The organism is Pseudomonas gingeri (genome assembly GCF_013385635.1).
Classification (GTDB): Bacteria; Pseudomonadota; Gammaproteobacteria; order Pseudomonadales; family Pseudomonadaceae; genus Aquipseudomonas; species Aquipseudomonas gingeri_A.
Window position 1 is genome coordinate 524,726 of the sequence record NZ_JACAPR010000011.1, and the last position, 19,914, is coordinate 544,639.

Genomic DNA, 19,914 nt, shown 5'->3' on the forward strand with positions numbered 1-19,914 from the left:
GGTGGTAACACCGGGTTTTTTATTGCCTGCGCAATCACACCAGGCCGGCGACAAAGTCCAGCAGCGCGCGGGTCTTGGCCGGCAGGTGATGTCGGGACGGATAATACGCATACAAGGGGAAGCGCTTGTCTGCCCATTCGGGGAAAACCAGCGTCAGCTGCTTGGCGGCGATGTACTGCTCGACACCGAGCTCGAACAGTTGGGCGATGCCGAGGCCGGCCAGGCAAGTGCTGTGGAGCGTGCCCGGGTCATTGACGGTGAGTGTGCCGTGGGGCTTGACCAGCAGTTTCCGGCGGCCTTGATGAAACTCCCAGGCAAAGGGCCTGCCGGTCACCGGCTCGCGGAAAAGGATGCAGCGGTGCTGGGCGGATTCCAGTTCCTGCGGGGTTTGCGGGTGTCCGAACCTTTGCAGATAAGCCGGCGAGGCCATGGCGAACACCCGTGTATCGAACAGTTTTCTGGCCACCAGTGACGAGGGCTGCGGATGGCCAAAGCGCAGCGCCAGATCGAAACCATCGGCCACCAGATCGCCCAGGTCATCCCGGCAACGCAGCTCTATCTCCAGCTCCGGATGGTTGTCCATGAAAGTGCCCAGGCGCGGTCCGAGGACAAGCTGGGCGAACAACGGGTCGACATTGACGCGCAGGCGTCCCTGGATTTTCCGCGCATCCCCGGCCGCGCTGCCGGTTGCTTCGGTGAGGGCACCGATCAGTGGCATGACTTGCTCGTAGAAGCGGCGTCCTTCATCCGTCAGCCTGACCGAGCGCGTCGTCCGCTCGAAGACACGAATGCCCAGTCTCGCCTCGAGCCGGGCGATCGCCCGACTGACCCCTGATTGCGACATGTCCAGGACTTCGGCGGCAGCGCCGAAACTGCGGGTATCGACCACTGCCGCGAGGACATCCACGCCCTCCAGCAAACGCGAACTGAATGCTTTCATTAGTGACTCGCCAGCATAAGTAATATGTCTTTCATGCTATCGCAAATCCACGACCGCAAACCCAGAATTGCTCCCATGCGTTGTACCGCTGCGCGGCAGCGGAACAACGTTGAATTCGTACACAGAGGAGTAATGAACATGGCACGCATCCTTATCACCGGGTCTTCCGACGGTCTCGGCCAGATGGCTGCGCGATTGCTGGTGGAGCAGGGCCACGGGGTCGTGCTGCACGCTCGCGACGAAGCACGCGGGGCACATGCCCTGGCGCAGGTGCCGGGCGCCGAAACGGTACTCTGTGCCGACCTGTCGAGCATCGCCGAAACCAAGGCATTGGCCGGGCGTATCAATGCCCTCGGTGACTTCGACGCCATCATCCACAACGCCGGGGTCGGTTATCAGGAGCCCAGGCGTCTTGCCACCGTCGACGGTCTGCCGCATGTCTTCGCGGTCAATGCGCTGGCGCCCTATATCCTGACGGCACTGGTGAAGTGCCCGGAGCGGCTGGTCTATGTCAGTTCGCGGTTGCATTGCTGCGGCGACCCGTCGCTGAAGGACCTGACCTGGGAGCAACGCCCGTGGAATGGCACTCAGGCGTATTCGGACTCGAAGCTGCACAATGTGCTGCTGGCCTTCGCGGTGGCCCGTCGCTGGCCCGATGTCCTGTCCAACAGCCTTGAACCTGGTTGGGTCCCAACGAAGATGGGGGGACCGGATGCGTCGGATGACCTCGACCTGGCTCCACGCACGCAAGCCTGGCTGGCCGCTGGCATCGCTGCCGAGACCCAGGTGACCGGTGGCTACTTCTACCACCAGCGACCCGCCACGGCGATGAAAGCGGCCCTGGATATCAAGGTGCAAGAACGCTTCCTGTCGGCTTGCGCCGAATTGTCTGGTGTCGCGCTGCCACACTAGCAGGCCGACCCGGGCGTCGCGACGGCGCCTGCAATCAATCCCAATCTGAACCGGAACCTGGCGTCTGTCGATGCCCGGAAGGGGCCTCGTTGCGCCCGCGAAACCGGTACTTACCACTCTCTCCGGATGGATCGACCCATGCAATCTACCGCTACACACTCAAGCCACACTTCAGATTCAGCCGGTGTGCCGGCCAAACCCTATTCCAGGGGGCGGAGCGCGGTTGCCGTCGCCGCCCTGAGCCTGGGCTGCTTTTCCTTTGTCAGCACCGAACTGATGCCGGTGGGCGTGCTGCCCTCGATGGCGGCGGGGCTGGATGTCTCGCTGGGCGAGGCCGGCTACCTGGTCACGGGCTTCGCCTTCGTGGTGGCGCTTACCGCCGCGTTGCTGACCAGCCTGGTGGGCGCGATCAACAGGAAGGCGCTGATGGCCGGCCTGCTGGCCGTCTGCTGTCTGGGCAACCTGCTGACCTTCCTGGCCCCGAACTACTTTGTCGTACTGGCCGGGCGCGTTCTGGTGGCGGCGGCGATCGGAGTGTTCTGGTCGACGGCTGTGGTGACGGCGGTGCATCTCGTTTCTGCCCGCAACGCCGTGCGTGCCACTTCGGTCGTCTTCGGCGGCGTGTCCCTTGCCGCTGTGCTCGGGGTTCCGGCCGGAGCCATCCTCGGTGGGCAGGAGGGCTGGCGCGCGGTATTCGCCGCCCTCACGGTGTTGAGTCTCCTGGTGTTTATCGCCATCGCCTGGTCGGTGCCCGCCGTGCGCATTTCCAATGCGTCGATTCGCGGAGCGATGTCCCGGGTCCTCGGCAACGGTCCGTTGTTGGCGGTATTCGGCACCACCGCGCTGATCGTGACCGGCAACTTCCTGGCCTACACCTACATTGCGCCTTATCTCGAGCAGATCGCCCGGCAGACCCCGGCGCAGATCAGCGTGATGTTGTTGATCTACGGGGCGGCGGGCGTGGTCAGCAATTTTGCCGTGGGGCCTTTCGCGAGCCGTTCGCCGCAGGGCTGCCTGGTTGTGGTAACGATGATGCTGGCGGCCAGCTTGCTGGCCATGAACCTGGTTGCCACCAGCCATGCCTCGATGGTGGCGATCCTGGCGATCTGGGGCGCGGCCTACGGTGCGTTGCCGGTACTGCTGCAGACCTCGGTATTCAAGGGCGCCTCCGTCATCGACGGTGGGGCGGACGCGGCCACTTCGATCAATGTCTCGGTATTCAACGCCGGGATTGGCCTGGGCGCACTGATCGGCGGCCTGATCATCAACGGGCTGGGTCCACAACTCATTCCCCAGGTTTCCGCGGGATTCGTCCTTGCGGCGTTGATCGTGGTGATCGCGACCCGCAACCAGCAGGTGCGTCAGCACTGAGTCGCCACCCGGGATATCGCGGCAATCGTTTACACTGGCCGGCTCTCACTCAACATCAACGCCAGGGATAGCCGAATGTTCCACGAGAGTCTTGCCGTACTGCTCGACTATGGGATCTACCTGATTCCGGGTCTGGTTCTCTGTGGTCTCTGGTTCGCGTTAATCCCCAGGACCCAGCCGGCCTTGCGTATCGTGATCCTGCTGTTGGCCTTCGTGCTGATGCGCGATGCAATGACGCCGTTGGGCCTGTGGTCGCTTAGCAGCGATTTGCAGATCGGATTTATCGCCAATCCGTGGGTGCTGGCGGTGCTGGGGGCTTTGTCACTTGGGCTGGTTGGCATGCTTGCGCGTCTGACGCCGGAACTGTGGCAACTGCTGGTGGTCTTCAAGGGCAATCGAATCGGGGGCCTGGCGGTGGGCATCGCGGTCGGCTGCCTGATGGGTTTGCCGTTGCGCGTCTACCAGGGTATCGAACCCGCGGCGATCCCCGGCTACTGGAGCTGGCTGATCGGCATGACGGTGCTGGCCTATGGGGCCAATGCCCTGGAAGAAGTGCTGTTTCGCGGTTTTCTGCAGGGCTACCTGGAACAGCACGTGACGGCGTTGCGCGCGGCGTTGATCAGTGCGGTGGCGTTCTCGGCCTGTCATTCGTTCCTCGCCCTGACCGTCACCCAACTCGGCTGGCCGGTATTGCTTTTTACGTTGCTCGAAGGGCTGGCCTGCGCGCTGGTGCGCATGCGCTACGGAGTCATGGCCTCGACGGCTGTCCATGGCAGCGCGATTCTGCTTATCGCTGTACCGATGCTGTAGCCGGCGCCACGGACTGGAAGTACTGCGTGGCCACTTCCTGCAACAGGTAGCGCATCCAACGGTGGGCCGGGTCGTTGTCGAGGATCTTGTTCCACAAGGTGAATTCGCGCAGGGGCGGCAGTTCGAAGGGCAGCGGCAGGATTTTCAAGGGCAGGAAGCCGGCATACAGGGCCGCCAGGCTCCGGTGCATCACCGCGATACGGTGGGTGCCCACCAGCAAGTGCGGCACGGTATTGAAGCTACTGGTGGTCAGTTCCACCCGGCGGGCCTTGCCGTAGCGCAGCAGGGTCTTTTCCCCCAGGCTCGGTTCGCGGTTGCTGCCGAAGTTGACGGCGACATGGCCCAGTTGCAGGTATTGCTCCAGGCTCAATGTCTCGCCCACCAGCGGGTTGTCGCGCCAGACCACGCACTGGTAGTCATCTTCGAACAGCAACTCCTTGGCATGCAGGTCCGACAGGTAGAGGTCCGGCATGATCACGAAGTCGACTTCGCCCTGGGTCAGCATCTGGTTGTAATTGTCGGCGGCCGGCTGGATGTCGATGGAGATGTGCGGCGCCCGCTGCTGCAGGCGCTGCGCCAGCGGGCTGAGGATCACCGTGGTGACAAAGTCGGTGGCGATGAGCTTGAAGTGCCGCTTGCAGGTCAACGGATCGAATTCGGGTTTGTTGACGATGCTCGACTGGATATCCAGCAGCACCCGCCGTACCGGTTCGGCCAGTCCCTGGGCCAGGGGCGTCGGCAGCATCTTGCGCCCCACCTGGACCAGCAACTCATCATCGAAATACTCCCGCAGCCTCGCCAGCAGGCCGCTGGCGGCCGATTGGCTGACGTTCAGCCGGGAGGCCGCGCGAGTGATGTTCTGTTCGGTGAGCAGGGTATCGAGAACCACCAGCAGGTTCAGGTCCAGGTGATGAAAGCGCATCGGCATTTCTCCGGTTGAGCACGCCGCTTTGTATCACTTTTTTTAGATGGATGGCATCCCGATAATCGATTGTTCGGATTCTTTCCGGCTACCTATCATCGCCTCGAGCACTGCAGGGAATGCAGGTTCGCAAAGACCTTTCACGACAAAAATAACAAGTCAGAGGTTGGCATGATGAACTGCAAGAACTGGACGGGCGTCCGGCCGCCCCGGCAGCTGGCTGCCATGGCTGCGGCAGTCGCCGCCATCAGCGTTGCGCCCCATGCGGCGGCGTTTGAAATCGATACCGGCGATTCCGACCTGCATCTGCGCTGGGACAACACGCTCAAGTACAACGCCGCCTGGCGATTGAAGGACCGTGACAGCAAGCTGGTCGGTTCGGTCAACCAGGACGATAGCGACCGCAACTTCAACAAGGGCCTGATTTCCAATCGCCTGAACGTGCTGTCCGAATTCGATGCGCGCTACAACAATTTCGGTGCGCGGATCAGCGGTGCCGGTTGGTATGACAGCGTCTACGAAGGACATAACGACAACGACTCGCCGGCCACCGCCAACCAGCGCTCGGTCGCCTATGACCGTTTTACCGATGACACCCGCACCCTGCATGGCAGCGATGCCGAGATTCTCGACGCCTTTGTCTTCGGCAAGGGCAACCTGGGTGACCTGCCCGGCAGCTTCCGGCTCGGACGGCACACGGTACTGTGGGGTGAAAGCCTGTTTTTCGGTGCCAACGGCATTGCCGCCGGGCAGGCCCCGGTGGATATCATCAAGGCCACGTCGGTCCCCAATACGCCCTTCAAGGAGCTGATCCGCCCGGTCAACCAGTTCTCCGGACAGATCCAGCTGCGACCCAACGTCTCCGTGGCGGCCTATTACCAGTTCGAATGGGAAGAGAACCGTATCCCCGCCGTGGGCAGTTACTTCTCCACCTCGGACGTGGTCGGCGAGGGTGGCGAGCGGCTGATCGTCGGCGGGCCGATCGGCCCCAACCGGCAACCCCTGGCGTTCTTCCACGGCAAGGACATCAAGGCCAGCGATCGTGGCCAATACGGGCTGTCGCTGCGCTTTTCGCCCGAAGACTGGAACACCGATTTCGGCCTCTACGCGATCCGCTATCACGCCAAGGACCCGATGCTCTATACCCGGGCCAACAGTGGCGGACCGAACGTGCTGACCGGCCAGTTGGGCGAATACCAGCTGGTGTACGCCGAAGGGATCAGTGCCTTTGGCGCCAGCTTCAGCACGTCGGTGGGCGATGCCAACGTCGCCGGCGAGGTCTCGGTGCGCCGCAACACACCACTGGTCAGCCTGTCGCAGGCCAATCCGGGCGGTCTCGGCGACAACGACAGCCACGCCCTGTATGCCGTGGGCAACTCGCTGCATGCGCAACTCTCGACCCTGTACTCGTTCAACAGCAACGGTTTCTGGGACTCGGCCAGCCTGGCCGGCGAAGTGGCCTGGCACCGTCGCACCAGCATCACCAAAAATGCCGCCGCGCTGGACCCCAACAGCGAGCGCGATGCCTGGGGCCTGCGCATGAGCTTCACGCCGAACTTCTTCCAGGTCTATCCCGGTGTCGACCTGAGTGTGCCGCTGGGACTGGGTTACAACCCCAAGGGGCGTTCGTCGGTGATCAGCAAGTTCAACAACGGCGTGGGCGACAAGGGCGGCGACCTGAGCATCGGCCTGCAACTGGAATACCTGCAGACCTGGAAAGCCGGCCTCAACTACACGCACTACATCGGCGGCAGCGACAACTTTCTCGACGCCAGCAACGCCAACACCTATGGACAGCCGCTCAAGGACCGGGACTTTCTCGCGTTTACCGTCCAGCGTTCGTTTTGAACGACTGCTCCAGAACAACAATAACCAGAGGTGCGTTTCATGAAACTCGATTCCTTGCATCCGTGGCTGCTGTCGGGCCTGCTGCTGGCCGTCGCGCCTTCGTCCTGGGCGGTCAGCGAGACCGAGGCCCAGCAGCTCAAGTCCAGCCTGACGCCCCTGGGCGGTGAGCGTGCCGGCAATGCCGATGGCAGCATTCCGGCCTGGGAACACGGCTTCAACCAGGTCCCGGCCGGTATCAGCCCGGGGCCACGGATCCCGGACTATTTCGCCAGCGACAAACGCCTGTATTCGGTGACCGCACAGAACCTGGCGCAGTACGGCGACAAGCTCAGCGATGGGCAGAAGGCGCTGTTCGCCAAGTACCCCGGCTACCGGATCGACGTCTACCCCTCCCGGCGCACGGCGGCGGCGCCGCAATGGGTCTACGACAATACCCTGAAGAATGCCATCGGTGCGCACCTGACCAACCAGGGCAATACCCTGGAAGGCGCCAGCGGCGGGATCCCGTTCCCGATTCCCAAGTCCGGTGCCGAGGTGATCTGGAACCATCACCTGAGCTGGCGCGGGGTGGCCTGGAAGAACGACTACAACGTCTACGTCATCACCGCCAGCGGCCAGCGCATCCTGTCCAGCACGGTCCAGGCGCAACGGGAAATGCCGTATTACTTCGAGAACGGCAAGTCCGAGTACAAGGGCGTCTACTGGATGACCCGGCTGGTCAACCTCGGGCCGCCGCAGCGGGCCGGCGAGGCACTGCTGGGACGCGAACCGCTGGATTATGCCAGTGGCGGACCGCAATCCTGGGTCTACCTGGCCGGCCAGCGGCGCGTGCGCAAACTGCCGGTGTCGTCCTACGACACGCCGACCCCGACCAGTTCCGGCGTGGCCAACTTCGACGAGGTCTCGGTGTTCACCGGACCGCTGGACCGCTACGACTGGAAGATCGTCGGCAAGCAGGAAATGCTGATTCCCTACAACAGCAACATGATCCTGCAACCGACGAAGGATGAGGCGATTCTCGGCGAGCGGTTTCTCAATCCCGACTACATGCGCTGGGAACTGCACCGTGTCTGGGTGGTGGAGGGCAACCTGGTGGCCGGCAAGCGCCACAGCATGCCCAAGCGGCGCTTCTACGTGGACGAAGACACCTGGATGGCGGTACTGGGCGACAGCTGGGATGCCAACCAGAAACTCTGGCGCACCTACTTTCAACTGCCTTACCTGATGCCGGAACTGCCGGGGCTGGTACGCGGCCTCTACGGTCAGTATGACCTGCAGACCGGCGCCTGGATGGCGCACAACGTGGTCACGGAAAAACGCGTGCACAACGAAGTGGTCAAGCCGTTCCCCGACAGCGACTTCAGCCCGGACGGCCTGGCGGCCGATGGTGTGCGTTGATGACCGGGCCTTTTCATTGGCTGGCGCTGGGGGTGCTGGGCATCAGCCTCGCAGCCCAGGCCGGCGAAGCCGCGGTCAGCGATGTGCTGTTGCGCCCGGCCCGCCAGGCCAGTGCACCGACCCGGGCGGTACTGATCGATATCGCCAGAGCCGGGCAGCGCCTGGTGGCGGTGGGCGAGCACGGTTTGATCCTGCTCTCCGACGACAGCGGCCAGCACTGGCGCCAGGCCGTGGTCCCGACGAGCGTGAGCCTGACCGCGGTGAGCTTTCCGACGGCAGAGCAGGGCTGGGCGGTGGGTCACGCGGGGATGGTGCTGCATAGCGCCGACGGCGGCGAAAGCTGGAGTGTGCAACTGGACGGCAATGCGGCCGCGCAACGTGTGCTCGATGCCTTGGCGGACAAGTCGAACGATACCCCGCAATACCAGCGGCAACTCAAGGCGGCCCGGGTCTTTGTCGCCGAAGGTGCCGACAAGCCGCTGCTGGCGGTGCATTTTACCGATGAGCGGGTAGGCACGGTGGTCGGGGCTTTCGGCCTGATCCTGCATACCACGGACGGTGGCGTCACCTGGCAGTCCTGGGTCGATCGTCTGGACAACCCGGCGGGCAACCACCTGTACGCGATTGCCAGCCAGGGGGCGCGCATCTATGTCGCCGGGGAACAGGGCCTGGTGCTGATGTCGGAAGACGCCGGGGCGCATTTCGTGCGTCTGCCCAGCCCCTATGAAGGCAGCTTTTTCACCTTGAACCTGTCATCCGACGGCGATGTGCTGGTTGCCGGACTGCGCGGCAATGCCTGGCACAGCCGCGACCAGGGACAGCATTGGGCGCAGTTGGACAATCCCTTCGGTAGCAGCCTGATGGCGGCACGCTCGCTGGAGAACGGCGGCGTGGTGCTGGCCGACCAGTCCGGACGCCTGCTGTCCGGCAGCGAAGACGGGCCGTTGCGTGAGCAGTCGCCGCCAGCGGGCATGGCCGTCGCCTCCCTGATCCGGGCGCCGGACGGCCGCTGGGTCGTGGTGGGCGGGCGGGGTATCGAACGATTGGAACAGGTGGTACTGCAATGACATGTCTTTCCAAGCCCGCCGCGAGCCTGAGCGCCGCCGAGCATAGCCTGGCGACCTTCGACAGCCGCTCCGGCTCGCTGATCGAGCGTGGGCTGTTCAACCACCGTGGCCTGGTGTTGTGGCTGTGCCTGCTGCTGACCCTGGGACTGGGGGCCGCCAGCAGCCGCCTCGGGCTCAACGCCAGTTTCGAGAAGATGATTCCCACGGGACATCCCTATATCGCCAATTACCTGGCCAATCAGCAGGAGCTCACCGGACTGGGCAACGCCGTGCGCATCGCCGTCGAGGCGCCGGGCGATTCCATCTACGACGCGCATTACCTGGATCTGCTGGCCCGCCTCAACGACAAGGTGTTCCTGTTGCCCGGCGTCGACCGGCCCTTCATGAAGTCCCTGTGGACCCCGAACATGCGCTGGATGGCCGTGACCGAGGAGGGCGTGGAAGGCGGGCGAGTGATTCCCGACGACTACGACGGCTCGGCGGCCAGCCTGGAAACCGTCCGGCGCAATGCCGCGCGCTCCGGGGAGATCGGCCAGATCATCGCCCTGGACGCACGCTCCAGCCTGATCTTCGTGCCGCTGATGGAGATCGACCCGAATACCGGCAAGGCGCTGGACTACGCGGCGCTCTCCCGGCAACTGGAGCAACTGCGCGGTGAGTTCCAGGCCCAGGGCCTGCAGATCCACATCACCGGCTTCGTCAAGGTGGTGGGCGACCTGATGGAAGGACTGCAGCAGGTCCTGCTGTACTTCGCCGTGGCCATCCTGATCGCCACGGCCATGCTCTACGGGTTTACCCGTTGCCTGCGCAGTACGCTGCTGGTGATGAGCTGTTCGCTGGTAGCGGTGGCCTGGCAACTGGGATTGGTGGCCTTGCTGGGGTTCGAACTCGATCCCTACTCGGTACTGGTGCCATTTCTGGTCCTGGCCATCGGCATGAGCCATGGTGCGCAGAAGATGAACGGCATCATGCAGGATATCGGGCGCGGCATGCATCGGCGGGTGGCGGCACGGTTCACTTTTCGCCGGCTGTTCCTCGCCGGACTGACGGCGCTGCTGTGCGACGCCGTGGGCTTTGCGGTGTTGATGCTGATCGATATCAAGGTCATCCAGGACCTGGCATTGATCGCCAGTATCGGTGTTGCGGTGCTGGTGTTCACCAACCTGATCCTGTTGCCGATCCTGCTCAGCTATTGTGGCGTCAGCCCCCGTGCCGCGGCACGCAGCCTGCGCAGTGAAGCGCAGGCGGAGCAGGGGCGCAAACATCCGCTCTGGGCGTTCCTCGATCGCTTTACCCGGCGTCGCTGGGCGACGGTCACGTTGCTGGTCAGCGCCTTGCTGGCGGGCGGTGGCTACTGGATCAGCCTGCAACTGCAGGTCGGCGATCTCGACGCCGGGGCTCCCGAACTGCGGGCGGATTCGCGCTACAACCGGGACAACGGTTTCATGGTCGCCCATTACGGCGCCAGCAGCGATGTGTTCGCGGTGATCGTGCGCACTCCCGACGGCACCTGCTCCGACTACGCGGCCCTGATGCGCCTCGACGCCCTGGAGTGGCGTCTGCGCCAGTTGCCCGGCGTGGAGTCGACGGCCTCGCTGGCCAGCCTCAATCGCAGCCTGCTGGTCGGCATGAGCGAGGGCAATCCGAAATGGTATGACCTGACCCGCAACCAGGCGCTGCTCAACTCGATCACCGGGCGGGCGCCGCGGGAACTGTTCAACCAGAGCTGCAATACCCTCACGCTCTACACTTACCTGAGCGATCACAAGGCCGTGACGCTGACCCGGCTGGTGAACGAGGTGGAAGCCTTCGCCCAGGCCAACAACGACGCGCAGGTACGGTTTCTGCTGGCCGCCGGCAACGCCGGTATCGAGGCCGCGACCAATATCGTCGTCAGGCAGGCCAACCACGACATGCTGTTCTGGGTCTATGGCGCGGTGATCCTGCTCTGCCTGCTGACCTTCCGCTCGCTGCGGGCGGTGATCTGCGTGATCCTGCCGCTGGCTCTCACGTCGATTCTCTGCGAGGCCCTGATGGTCTGGCTGGGCATCGGCGTCAAGGTCGCCACCCTGCCGGTGATCGCCCTGGGGGTGGGCATCGGCGTGGATTACGCGTTGTATGTCATGAGCATCCTGCTGGCGCGCCAGCGGGCCGGGGAGAGCCTTTCCCAGGCCTACTACCACGCGCTGCTGTTCACCGGCAAAGTGGTGATGCTGACGGGGGTGACCCTGGCGGTCGGCGTGGCGACCTGGGCCTTTTCCCCGATCAAGTTCCAGGCGGACATGGGCATTCTGCTGGCCTTCATGTTCCTGCTGAACATGATCGGCGCCCTGGTGCTGCTGCCGGCCCTGGCGCACTTTCTGCTACCCCGGCCTTCGCTCGATTCATCGATAACAACAACAGGAAAAAACCTATGAGTCTGCTCTCGTCGCAAGCTGCTCCAAGCCGGACCGGATCGGGCGTATTGCTGCTGCTCGGCAGCTGCCTGCCGGTACTGGGTGGCGTGCTGATCGCGCCGGTGTTGCCGCGTATCGCCGGGCATTTCGCCGGCAACGCCAATGTCGGTGTACTGGTGCCGATCGTGCTGACCTTGCCGGCCCTGATGATCGCGCTGTTTTCGCCGTTCGCCGGCTGGCTTTCCGACCGCCTCGGGCGCAAGCGCCTGCTGGTGCTGGCGATGCTGCTGTATGGCATCTGCGGTCCCTTGCCGATGCTGCTCGACGACCTCGATGCGATCCTGCTCAGCCGGGCCGGACTGGGGTTGGCGGAGGCGGCGATCATGACCTGCTGCACGGCGCTGATCGGTGACTATTACGATGGCCGCGAGCGGGTGCAACTGCTCTCCTGGCAGACCATTGTCACCTCCTTGTCGGCCACCGCCTTTTTCATGCTCGGCGGCCTCATCGGCGAGCAGGGGTGGCGCGTACCCTTTGCGGTGTACATCGTCGGCCTGCTGCTGGCACCGCTGATGCACCTGGCGTTGCGGGCGCCGCCGCAAGCCCGGGCAGCGGCCGCGCCGGCCCGGTCCGAGCCGCAAGGCAAAGGGTTCCCGTGGCGTTCGCTGTCGGTGATCTGCCTGATGACCTTGCTGGCCTCGCTGGGCTTTTTCATCGTACCGGTCCAGACCGGGTTCCTGCTGGAGCATATCGGCATCGACTCGCCGCAACGCATCGGCATGGCCATCGGTCTTGGCCATTCGGCGGTGTTCGTCGGTGCCCTGTGCTTTCGTCGCCTGAGCCGTTTCGGACCGGGCCTGCTGCTGGCGCTGGCCTTCCTGATTTCCTCGCTGGGCCTGTTGCTGCTGGTCAATGCCGTGGACTACCGCACCGTGGTGATCGCCGTGCTGATCAATGGCCTGGGCGGCGGCCTGGCGTTGCCTACGGTACTCAGCTGGGCGCTCTCGACCTTGAGCTTCGAACACCGTGGCAAGGGCACCGGCCTGTTCAATGCGGGTTTTTTCGGCGGGCAGTTTGTCAGTCCCCTGCTGGTCATGTCCCTGACCGGCCTGGCCGAAGGGCGCGTCGGAGCGGTGGCGGTGATCGGCTGGGGGTTGCTGCTGGCGGCGGCCTTTGCCCTGATCGCGCCATTGCTGGCCGGCCTGCGGCTGCTGGACCCGATTCAGGTGCCGGACGACATGGCCTTGCACTGAGATTTGTCGCCCGCGCCGGGAGGCCGGAGGCGGGCAGTTGCATCCAGCCTTTTCACTCCATCGAGGATTGCTCCATGAAACTCGCTACCTTGAACAACGGTAGTCGGGACGGCCAGTTGCTGGTCGTCTCCAGGGATCTGCGCCAGGCGGTGCATGCGCAAGGCTTCGATACTTTGCAGCAGGCACTGGAAAACTGGTCCGAAGCCGCGCCAGTCCTGGGCCGGCAATATCAGGCGCTGAACCGGGCCGAAGCACCCGAAAGCTTTGCGTTCGCGCCGAAACAGGTCAGCGCGCCGTTGCCCCGTGCCTATCAGTGGTGTGATGGCTCGGCGTTTCTCAATCATGCCCATCTGTTGCAGAAGGCCTTCAACCTGCCACCGTTGGCCGATGAGCGTATTCCCTTGATGTACCAGGGCGCCAGTGACGATTTTCTCGGTCCTTGCGACGATGTCCCACTGCCGGATGTGGCCCACGGGATCGATTTCGAGGGGGAGTTCGCGGTCATTGTCGACGAGGTGCCCATGGGCTGTCCGGTCGACCGGGCCTTGCAACATGTGCGGCTGGTCATGCTGGTCAACGATGTCAGCTTGCGGGGTTTTCTCCGGCACGAAGTCAGCACCGGTTTCGGATTCTTCCAGGCCAAGCCTTCCTCGAGTTTTTCGCCGGTGGCCGTGACGCCGCAGGAGCTGGGCAGCGCCTGGCGTGACGGGCGAGTGTGCCTGCCGCTGACGGTGACCTGGAATCAGAAATGGTTCGGCCAGCCGGACGGCGCCGAGATGAGTTTCAGCTTTGCCGAACTGATCGCTCATGCGGCCCGGACCCGGCGTCTGCGAGCCGGTACCATCATCGGTTCGGGCACGGTGTCGAATGTCGATCGGGCGGTCGGTTCAGCCTGTATCTCGGAGCGCCGCGCCATCGAGATGATCGAACAGGGTCAGGCGCAGACCGGCTTCATGCGTTTTGGCGAGCGCATCCGCATCGAGGCGTTCGACCGTGCAGGCGACTCGGTATTCGGCGCCATCGACCAGCGTATCGTCGACGCCGGCTTGCCGACCGGGGAGGTGCGGCCATGACACCACGCAAGCGACGCCTGGTCGACCTCTCGGTGACCCTGGAAAACAACCCCTACACCGACCCGCCGCCCTTGTTGCCGAAGATCGAATACACCGACCACCAGGCCGGGGCTCCGGAGCTGCTGGCAATGTTTCCCGGCTTGCGCCTTGAAGAGCTGCCGGGACAGGAAGCCTGGGCCGCCGAGCGCCTGCACATCACCACCCACAGTGGCACGCATATGGATGCGCCGTGGCATTACGCCTCGACCACCGATGGCGGCAAGCCCGCGTACGGTATCGATGAACTGCCATTGGAATGGTGCCTGCGTCCCGGGGTGAAGCTGGATTTCCGCCATCTGCCGGACGGCGATGTGGTCAGCGCCGCGCAGATAGAGGCGGAACTGGCGCGTATCGATTATGTCCTGCAGCCGCTGGATATCGTCCTGGTGAACACCCGGGCCGGGGCCTTGTTCGGTCAGCCCGGTTATCTGGAGGCGGGCGTGGGCATAGGCCGCGAAGGCACGTTGTACCTGCTCGAACGCGGCGTCCGGGTGGTGGGCACCGATGCCTGGAGTTGGGACGCGCCTTTCAGCCATACCCGCGCCCGATTTGCCGCCAGCGGTGACAGCTCGATCATCTGGGAAGGGCACAAGGCCGGGCGCGAGATCGGTTACGGGCAGATGGAGAAACTGGCCAACCTGGAGTCCCTGCCTGCCCATGGTTTCGAAGTGTCCTGTTTCCCCTACAAGATCAAGCATGCCTCGGCGGGTTTTGTCCGGGCGGTGGCGATCTTCGAGGAGTAGTCCGGTACTTCCCGCGAGTGTTGCTTGAAAGCAGCCCTCGCGGGCTTTATCGATATCACCGGGGATCAGGGATCGACCTGACCCATCAATTCGCTGACCGACTCCGGACGCTTGGCATAACGTTGCGCCAGCACCGCACAGACCATCAACTGGATCTGATGGAACAGCATCAGCGGCAGGATCAACACGCCGATGGTGCTGCCGGCGAACAGCACCTGGGCCATCGGCACGCCGGTCGCCAGGCTTTTCTTCGAGCCGCAGAAGAGGATGGTGATACGGTCTTCCTGGTCGAAGCCGAAGGCCTTGCCCAGCACGGTGGACGCCAGCAGCACCAGCGCCAGGATCACGCCACAGACCACCACCAGGCCGCCCAGGTCCCACAGTGGGATCTGGTGCCAGATGCCTTCGTTCACCGCCTCGCTGAATGCGCTGTAGACCACCAGCAGGATCGAGCCCTGGTCAACGAACTTCAGCCAGCTCTTGTTGCGTCCCACCCAGGCGCCGATCCAGCGCCGGGCGATCTGTCCGGCAATGAATGGCAGCAGCAGTTGCACGCTGATCTTCAGGATCGCATCAAGGGTCGAGCCGCCGTCGCCATGGACATTCAGCAGCAGGGTCACCAGCAACGGCGTGAGGAAAATGCCGAACAGGCTCGACGCCGCCGCACTGCAGATGGCTGCCGGTACGTTGCCACGGGCCAGGGAGGTGAAGGCGATCGCCGACTGCACCGTGGCCGGCAGGGCGCACAGATAGAGCATGCCCATGTACAGCTTGTCACCGATCAGCGGCGACAGCAGTGGCTTGAGCGCCAGGCCCAGCAGCGGGAACAGGACAAAGGTCAGGCCGAACACCAGCAGGTGCAGGCGCCAGTGCCCGGCGCCGGCGATGATCGACTCGCGCGACAGTTTGGCACCGTGCAGGAAGAACAGCAGGGCAATGGCGATATTGGTCAGCCAGCCGAAGCCGACGGCGACCTGGCCGCCAGCGGGCAGGAGGCTGGCGAGAATCACCACGCTGATCAGGGTCAGGGTGAAGTTGTCGGGCAAGAAGCGGGGGCGGGTCATCGGCTGGGTTATCCGGGAGCAAAAAAACGTTATGTGGACTTTAACCTGTCTGGCGATTGCCGACTAACGCCAATAAGCCCGCGGATATCGCCTAAAGGACATCGCGCAGCGCCTGGTCGGCGGCTTCCAGTGCACCCTCCATATAACCCGGGTGTTCCTGCGCCGCTTCGCTGCCCGAGACGATCAGCCGTCCGGCCCAGTGGCCTTGCACAGGCTGCACCCGGTGACTGTGGGTGTGACCCGTCTGGTCGTGGAGATCGGCCTCGGTGGCCGTCAGGCCGTCGCCGGCCCAGTCCTTACCGCTCGACGTCGAGCGCAGGCTGCTGATCCGGCTGTCGAGAACAATCCACTCAGGCGGCAGTTGCCGGGCCAGGGCCCAGATCGTGTCGTGGTCCCGGACCGGGCGTTGACAGGATACGGCCGCCGAGGCGGGTACGGGCTTCGATCAGCACCCAGTCAACATTCATGCGCGATAATCGATACGCCGTGTACAGGCCGCTCAGGCCGCCGCCGATAATCGCCACCTTGCCGCTGTTCATTGCGATGCTCCGGGTCAAAGGCCAGAACGCCCGCATGGCCCCCTGGTGCGGGGCGAGACGGGCGTGTTTCGCCAGGTTGCTATCAGTGGTTGTCCAGGGCCGCGTAGGCGTCGAGTACCCGTGCGGAGTAGGTCACTGCCGCGCCTGCATTGAGCGCGATGGCCACGCCCAGGGCTTCGGCGATCTCCTCGCGGGAAGCCCCGTGCTTGACCGCGGCCTTGGTGTGCACGGCGATGCAGCCGTCGCAGCGGGTGGTGACCGCCACGGCCAGGGCGATCAATTCGTGGGTCTTGGCATCCAGATGTCCGGTTTTCGCGCCGGCGCCATCCAGCACCTGCAGGCCGCGCACGGTGTCGGGGGACAGTTTCGCCAGGTCGCCCACGCGGCCCAGCAGGCTTTCGCGGTATTCATTCCAGTCGAGCATGATGTTTTCCCTTGGTTCGGATACAGGGTTCAGATACGGCCCGCGGTGACGCCGCCATCGACCGGCAGCACGGTGCCGGTAATCCACGACGCCTGCTCCGAGGCCATGAACAGGATCGCCTCCGCGACGTCGCCCGGCTGACCGTTGCGGCCCAGCGGGTGGAAGGCGTTGAAGGTCGGCAACACGGTCTTGACCTGCTCGTTGTCCATGAAGGTGTTGTATACCGGCGTCTCCACCACGGCGGGGGCCACGGTGTTGATGCGGATATTCGACGACGCCAGCTCGATGGCCAGGTTGCGGGTCAGGGCATGTACGCCCGCGTTGGCTGCCGAATAGGCCGCCGAGGGTGTCGCGCCGATGGCTTGCAGGGCCCACAGCGAACCGGTCTGCACGATGGCGCCAGCGCCACGCTGCTGCATTGCCTTGGCCGCGGCCTGGGCCATGAAGAATTTGCCCTTGAGAATGATGTCGACGAAACCGTCGTATTCCTGCTCGTCCAGTTCCAGGAAGGGCTTGGGATTGAACACGCCGGCATTGTTGATCAGGATGTCGACGCCGCCGAACTCGGCGCTGGCCAGTTCGACCAGGGCCTTGGCGGTGGCGGGCTTGGCGATATCACCGGCGAGGAAGCGTACCTGTTGGCCGGTAGGGTCGATCTGCGCGGCGGCTTGTTGCAGTTTTGCCGCGTCACGGCCGCCGATCACCACGCTGGCGCCTTCGGCCACCAGGCGTTTTGCAACCTCTTTACCGATCCCTGAACCGCCGCCGGTGACGATGGCGACCTTGGAAGAAAATCTTTTCATGTTGTTGCCCTGCGCTGGGTTGGTGAAATAGTCTTGGCCGTTCTACTCTTGCACTTGATTGCTGTAGTGCCTCGGCTTGGTTGCTATTCTTCGCTTTGCCGACAGCGCTCACAAACCAGAAGTTTTTTTCAGTCATTAAAGAAAATCTTTAACCTATGAGCGCTCCTACCTACCTCAATGCCCTGCGCGCCTTTGAAGCGGCGGCCCGGCACCAGAGCTTTTCGGCAGCGGCCGCCGAACTGCATGTGACCTCGGCAGCGGTCGGGCAGCAGGTGCGAACCCTGGAGTCCTGGTTGGGCGTGACGCTGTTCAATCGCGCCTCCAGCGGTTCGGCGCGACTGGTGCTGACCGATGTCGCGCGCAAGGCGCTGCCGGATATTCGCGAAGGCTTCGAACGCCTGGGCGTCGGTCTGGCGCGCTTGAAGGAGGGTTCGCTCAGTACCGGCCTGACCGTGACGGTGAGCCCGGCGTTTGCCGCCAAGTGGCTGTTGCCGCGCATCGAGCGTTTCCAGCTGGCCCATCCGCAGACCGATGTGCTGCTGGACACCAACCTGCGCCCGCTGGATTTCATTGCCGAAGGCATGGATATCGGCGTTCGATACGGCGCCGGACGCTGGCCGGGACTGACGGCGATCAAGCTGATGGACGAGGAAATGTACCCGGTCTGCGCGCCCGGTTATCCACTGCTGGAGAACGGGCGATTGCCGCCGGCGAGACTGGTTGAGGCGACATTGATCCATGACTTGTCGATGGCCGGCGACCCGGCCTACCCGACATGGCGCACCTGGCTCGATGCGTCGGGATACGGTGATATCAATGCCGAGCACGGGTTGCGCATCAACAATTCGGCGGCGGTACTGCAAGCGGCCATCGACGGCCAGGGGTTGGCCCTGGGACGTAGCGTGATGTTGCGTGAAGACCTGGCGGCCGGGCGGCTGATCCGCCCCTTTGGCGAAGCCAGCCACCCGCTGGCGTTCGCCTATTACATCGTCTATCGCCCAGAGGCGGAAGGGCTGGCGAAGATCCAGGCGTTTCGTGACTGGTTACTTGAGCAAGTGTCCCCGGCCATCGGCGTTTGAGTCATGGACTACAACTCCGCCCGGCCGCCGTCGATGACCATTTCAGCTCCGAGCATATAGCGCGAGCGGTCGCTTGCCAGGAAGCAGACCGCCTCGGCGATTTCCTCCGGCAAGCCCATGCGGCCGGCGGGCACCTGGCCGCCGACCTTGGCCGCATAGGCCTCGAACGCCTCCTGTGTCTGCCCCGCCTGGCGATGCAGCGGGGTCGCTATGGAACCGGGGCTGACGGCATTGACGCGGATCTGCCGGTCCAGCAGCTCGGCGGACAGGGTCCGGGCGAAGGAGCGCACCGCGGCCTTGGACGCCGACAGCAACGAGCGGCCCGGGGCGCCGATCTGGTTGAGCCAGGAGGTGTTGAGAATGATCGAACCGCCCTTGGGCATCAGTGGCACCAGGGCCTGTACGGCGAAATAGACGCCCTTGACATTGACCGCCAGCAATTGGTCGATCATCGCCTCGTCGGTGCTCGCCAGCGGCGTGCCATAGGCGACCCCGGCGTTGGCAAACAGGATGTCGAGGCTGCCGAACGCCAGCTCGACCTGCTCGCGTACCGATTGCATGTCGGCCTGGCGGCGAACATCGGCGGCAATCGCCAGGCCGATGCCTGACGAGCCGCCGGTGATCAGTGCGGTTTTACCGTGGAGCATGCCGATAACCTCTGGGATAAGTGGGCTTTCGGCACAAAGGGTGACGCTGTATCCGGACTCTCCGACTTGAGTGCGGTCGCGGTCGAACTTCACCGTGGTATGGACGAACTCCTGGTGACTGCGTTGCCCGTTTGCATAGGACACCAGCCAGTCAAGGGGCTTGCCCAGGCGGCCAGCAGTGGCGCGGATGCTGCTGTGGCTACCGGCTGGCAGAGGCTCATGACGGTTGGCTCGGCCTTGGCTGTCGAGGCAGCGCTCGACAGCGTGGCGAGCAGTGCCACTGGAATGCCGAATACCCATGCTGCCGTACCTGCGGAAACTCGTGCCATGCTCTTTCTCAACGCGTGCTTGATGAAACCGGTGCGGGTTGTCCGCGCCGGAAAAACTAGCACAGCGGCGTTGCCGTCTTGATGAAACCGTTTTGCGGTCAGTTTCATCAAGACGGCAATACGCGGATAAACGAGCACTGAGCAAGCGTTGTGGGAATCAATGCAGGATCTGGCTGAGGAACAACTTGGTCCGCTCGTTCTGCGGATTGTCGAAGAAGTCGTTCGGCGCCGCCTGCTCGACGATCTCGCCCTTGTCC

Annotated in this window: 18 protein-coding genes and 1 pseudogene; 11 read left to right on the forward strand and 8 right to left on the reverse strand. The window is 63.8% G+C overall.

Annotation, left to right across the window (positions count from 1 at the left end; translation table 11 throughout):
- Positions 1-34: 34 nt before the first annotated feature.
- Complete coding sequence (locus HX851_RS16355) at positions 35-940, reverse strand: LysR family transcriptional regulator (RefSeq protein WP_177065661.1); 906 nt, start codon at positions 938-940, stop codon at positions 35-37.
- Positions 941-1,078: 138 nt separating this feature from the next.
- Between HX851_RS16355 and HX851_RS16360 the strand changes: the two genes are divergently transcribed.
- From HX851_RS16360 to HX851_RS16370, 3 genes are all read left to right on the forward strand, one after another.
- Positions 1,079-1,852, forward strand: coding sequence for an SDR family NAD(P)-dependent oxidoreductase (locus HX851_RS16360; protein ID WP_177059539.1), 774 nt, complete (start codon positions 1,079-1,081; stop codon positions 1,850-1,852).
- A gap of 138 nt (positions 1,853-1,990) precedes the next feature.
- A complete protein-coding gene (locus HX851_RS16365) occupies positions 1,991-3,223 on the forward strand; it encodes an MFS transporter (RefSeq protein WP_177059537.1) in 1,233 nt (410 codons plus the stop codon).
- Positions 3,224-3,298: 75 nt separating this feature from the next.
- A complete protein-coding gene (locus HX851_RS16370) occupies positions 3,299-4,033 on the forward strand; it encodes a CPBP family intramembrane glutamic endopeptidase (RefSeq protein ID WP_177059535.1) in 735 nt (244 codons plus the stop codon).
- Here the strand turns inward: HX851_RS16370 and HX851_RS16375 are convergent.
- Positions 4,011-4,955 (reverse strand): LysR family transcriptional regulator, encoded by a 945-nt coding sequence (locus HX851_RS16375; RefSeq protein WP_177059533.1) that lies wholly within the window; start codon positions 4,953-4,955, stop codon positions 4,011-4,013. The two genes, HX851_RS16370 and HX851_RS16375, sit on opposite strands and share 23 nt — an antisense overlap.
- A gap of 225 nt (positions 4,956-5,180) precedes the next feature.
- Here HX851_RS16375 and HX851_RS16380 point away from each other — a divergent pair, with 225 nt between their 5' ends.
- The 7 genes from HX851_RS16380 (at position 5,181) to HX851_RS16410 (ending at position 14,772) form a co-directional block, all read left to right on the forward strand.
- Complete coding sequence (locus HX851_RS16380; RefSeq protein WP_256262712.1) at positions 5,181-6,803, forward strand: DUF1302 domain-containing protein; 1,623 nt, start codon at positions 5,181-5,183, stop codon at positions 6,801-6,803.
- Between the two features lie 39 nt (positions 6,804-6,842).
- Complete coding sequence (locus HX851_RS16385; protein ID WP_177065659.1) at positions 6,843-8,201, forward strand: DUF1329 domain-containing protein; 1,359 nt, start codon at positions 6,843-6,845, stop codon at positions 8,199-8,201.
- Positions 8,201-9,268, forward strand: coding sequence for a WD40/YVTN/BNR-like repeat-containing protein (locus tag HX851_RS16390; RefSeq protein ID WP_177059529.1), 1,068 nt, complete (start codon positions 8,201-8,203; stop codon positions 9,266-9,268). Before HX851_RS16385 ends, HX851_RS16390 begins: the two co-directional genes overlap by 1 nt.
- Entirely contained in the window at positions 9,265-11,685 is a 2,421-nt protein-coding gene (locus HX851_RS16395; RefSeq protein WP_177065657.1) for an efflux RND transporter permease subunit, read from the forward strand. The genes HX851_RS16390 and HX851_RS16395 overlap by 4 nt, the downstream gene beginning before the upstream one ends.
- Positions 11,682-12,917: an MFS transporter gene (locus tag HX851_RS16400; protein WP_177059526.1), complete on the forward strand. Its 1,236-nt coding sequence runs from the start codon at positions 11,682-11,684 to the stop codon at positions 12,915-12,917. Before HX851_RS16395 ends, HX851_RS16400 begins: the two co-directional genes overlap by 4 nt.
- Before the next feature lie 74 nt (positions 12,918-12,991).
- The gene (locus HX851_RS16405; protein WP_177059524.1) at positions 12,992-13,990 is read left to right on the forward strand and encodes a fumarylacetoacetate hydrolase family protein; all 999 of its coding nucleotides are present in this window, start codon (positions 12,992-12,994) and stop codon (positions 13,988-13,990) included.
- Positions 13,987-14,772: a cyclase family protein gene (locus HX851_RS16410; protein ID WP_177059522.1), complete on the forward strand. Its 786-nt coding sequence runs from the start codon at positions 13,987-13,989 to the stop codon at positions 14,770-14,772. Before HX851_RS16405 ends, HX851_RS16410 begins: the two co-directional genes overlap by 4 nt.
- 65 nt (positions 14,773-14,837) lie before the next feature.
- Here HX851_RS16410 and HX851_RS16415 read toward each other — a convergent pair whose 3' ends face one another.
- The 4 genes from HX851_RS16415 to HX851_RS16430 all read right to left on the reverse strand — a co-directional run bounded on the left by HX851_RS16415 (position 14,838) and on the right by HX851_RS16430 (position 17,602).
- Positions 14,838-15,836 carry a bile acid:sodium symporter family protein gene (locus HX851_RS16415; protein WP_177059520.1) on the reverse strand — a complete coding sequence of 333 codons (999 nt, stop codon included), beginning with the start codon at positions 15,834-15,836 and terminating at the stop codon, positions 14,838-14,840.
- 350 nt (positions 15,837-16,186) lie between these two features.
- Entirely contained in the window at positions 16,187-16,375 is a 189-nt protein-coding gene (locus HX851_RS16420) for an NAD(P)-binding protein (protein WP_177065655.1), read from the reverse strand.
- 82 nt (positions 16,376-16,457) lie between these two features.
- Positions 16,458-16,799 carry a carboxymuconolactone decarboxylase family protein gene (locus HX851_RS16425; RefSeq protein ID WP_177065653.1) on the reverse strand — a complete coding sequence of 114 codons (342 nt, stop codon included), beginning with the start codon at positions 16,797-16,799 and terminating at the stop codon, positions 16,458-16,460.
- A 29-nt stretch (positions 16,800-16,828) separates the two neighbouring features.
- The gene (locus HX851_RS16430; RefSeq protein WP_177059514.1) at positions 16,829-17,602 is read right to left on the reverse strand and encodes an SDR family NAD(P)-dependent oxidoreductase; all 774 of its coding nucleotides are present in this window, start codon (positions 17,600-17,602) and stop codon (positions 16,829-16,831) included.
- Between the two features lie 155 nt (positions 17,603-17,757).
- On the opposite strand from HX851_RS16430, the gene gcvA reads away from it, so the two are divergent.
- Positions 17,758-18,681, forward strand: a complete 924-nt coding sequence (gene gcvA, locus HX851_RS16435; protein ID WP_177059512.1) for a transcriptional regulator GcvA — start codon at positions 17,758-17,760, stop codon at positions 18,679-18,681.
- An 8-nt stretch (positions 18,682-18,689) separates the two neighbouring features.
- On the opposite strand, the gene HX851_RS16440 is transcribed toward gcvA, so the two are convergent.
- Entirely contained in the window at positions 18,690-19,628 is a 939-nt protein-coding gene (locus tag HX851_RS16440; RefSeq protein ID WP_256262713.1) for an SDR family oxidoreductase, read from the reverse strand.
- A gap of 186 nt (positions 19,629-19,814) precedes the next feature.
- Positions 19,815-19,914: pseudogene (glnQ, locus tag HX851_RS16445) on the reverse strand (glutamine ABC transporter ATP-binding protein GlnQ); the annotation flags it as partial.

What these genes read in the sequence shown, in the direction of transcription:
- HX851_RS16385 (WP_177065659.1), top strand. Translation starts at nt 6,843, where the DNA reads ATGAAACTCGATTCCTTGCATCCGTGGCTGCTGTCGGGCCTGCTGCTG.
- HX851_RS16365 (WP_177059537.1), top strand. Translation starts at nt 1,991, where the DNA reads ATGCAATCTACCGCTACACACTCAAGCCACACTTCAGATTCAGCCGGT.
- HX851_RS16355 (WP_177065661.1), bottom strand. Translation starts at nt 940, where the DNA reads ATGAAAGCATTCAGTTCGCGTTTGCTGGAGGGCGTGGATGTCCTCGCG.
- HX851_RS16420 (WP_177065655.1), bottom strand. Translation starts at nt 16,375, where the DNA reads ATGAACAGCGGCAAGGTGGCGATTATCGGCGGCGGCCTGAGCGGCCTG.
- HX851_RS16375 (WP_177059533.1), bottom strand. Translation starts at nt 4,955, where the DNA reads ATGCGCTTTCATCACCTGGACCTGAACCTGCTGGTGGTTCTCGATACC.
- gcvA (WP_177059512.1), top strand. Translation starts at nt 17,758, where the DNA reads ATGAGCGCTCCTACCTACCTCAATGCCCTGCGCGCCTTTGAAGCGGCG.
- HX851_RS16360 (WP_177059539.1), top strand. Translation starts at nt 1,079, where the DNA reads ATGGCACGCATCCTTATCACCGGGTCTTCCGACGGTCTCGGCCAGATG.
- HX851_RS16370 (WP_177059535.1), top strand. Translation starts at nt 3,299, where the DNA reads ATGTTCCACGAGAGTCTTGCCGTACTGCTCGACTATGGGATCTACCTG.
- HX851_RS16395 (WP_177065657.1), top strand. Translation starts at nt 9,265, where the DNA reads ATGACATGTCTTTCCAAGCCCGCCGCGAGCCTGAGCGCCGCCGAGCAT.
- HX851_RS16400 (WP_177059526.1), top strand. Translation starts at nt 11,682, where the DNA reads ATGAGTCTGCTCTCGTCGCAAGCTGCTCCAAGCCGGACCGGATCGGGC.
- HX851_RS16405 (WP_177059524.1), top strand. Translation starts at nt 12,992, where the DNA reads ATGAAACTCGCTACCTTGAACAACGGTAGTCGGGACGGCCAGTTGCTG.
- HX851_RS16410 (WP_177059522.1), top strand. Translation starts at nt 13,987, where the DNA reads ATGACACCACGCAAGCGACGCCTGGTCGACCTCTCGGTGACCCTGGAA.
- HX851_RS16440 (WP_256262713.1), bottom strand. Translation starts at nt 19,628, where the DNA reads ATGGGTATTCGGCATTCCAGTGGCACTGCTCGCCACGCTGTCGAGCGC.
- HX851_RS16415 (WP_177059520.1), bottom strand. Translation starts at nt 15,836, where the DNA reads ATGACCCGCCCCCGCTTCTTGCCCGACAACTTCACCCTGACCCTGATC.
- HX851_RS16380 (WP_256262712.1), top strand. Translation starts at nt 5,181, where the DNA reads ATGGCTGCGGCAGTCGCCGCCATCAGCGTTGCGCCCCATGCGGCGGCG.
- HX851_RS16425 (WP_177065653.1), bottom strand. Translation starts at nt 16,799, where the DNA reads ATGCTCGACTGGAATGAATACCGCGAAAGCCTGCTGGGCCGCGTGGGC.
- HX851_RS16390 (WP_177059529.1), top strand. Translation starts at nt 8,201, where the DNA reads ATGACCGGGCCTTTTCATTGGCTGGCGCTGGGGGTGCTGGGCATCAGC.
- HX851_RS16430 (WP_177059514.1), bottom strand. Translation starts at nt 17,602, where the DNA reads ATGAAAAGATTTTCTTCCAAGGTCGCCATCGTCACCGGCGGCGGTTCA.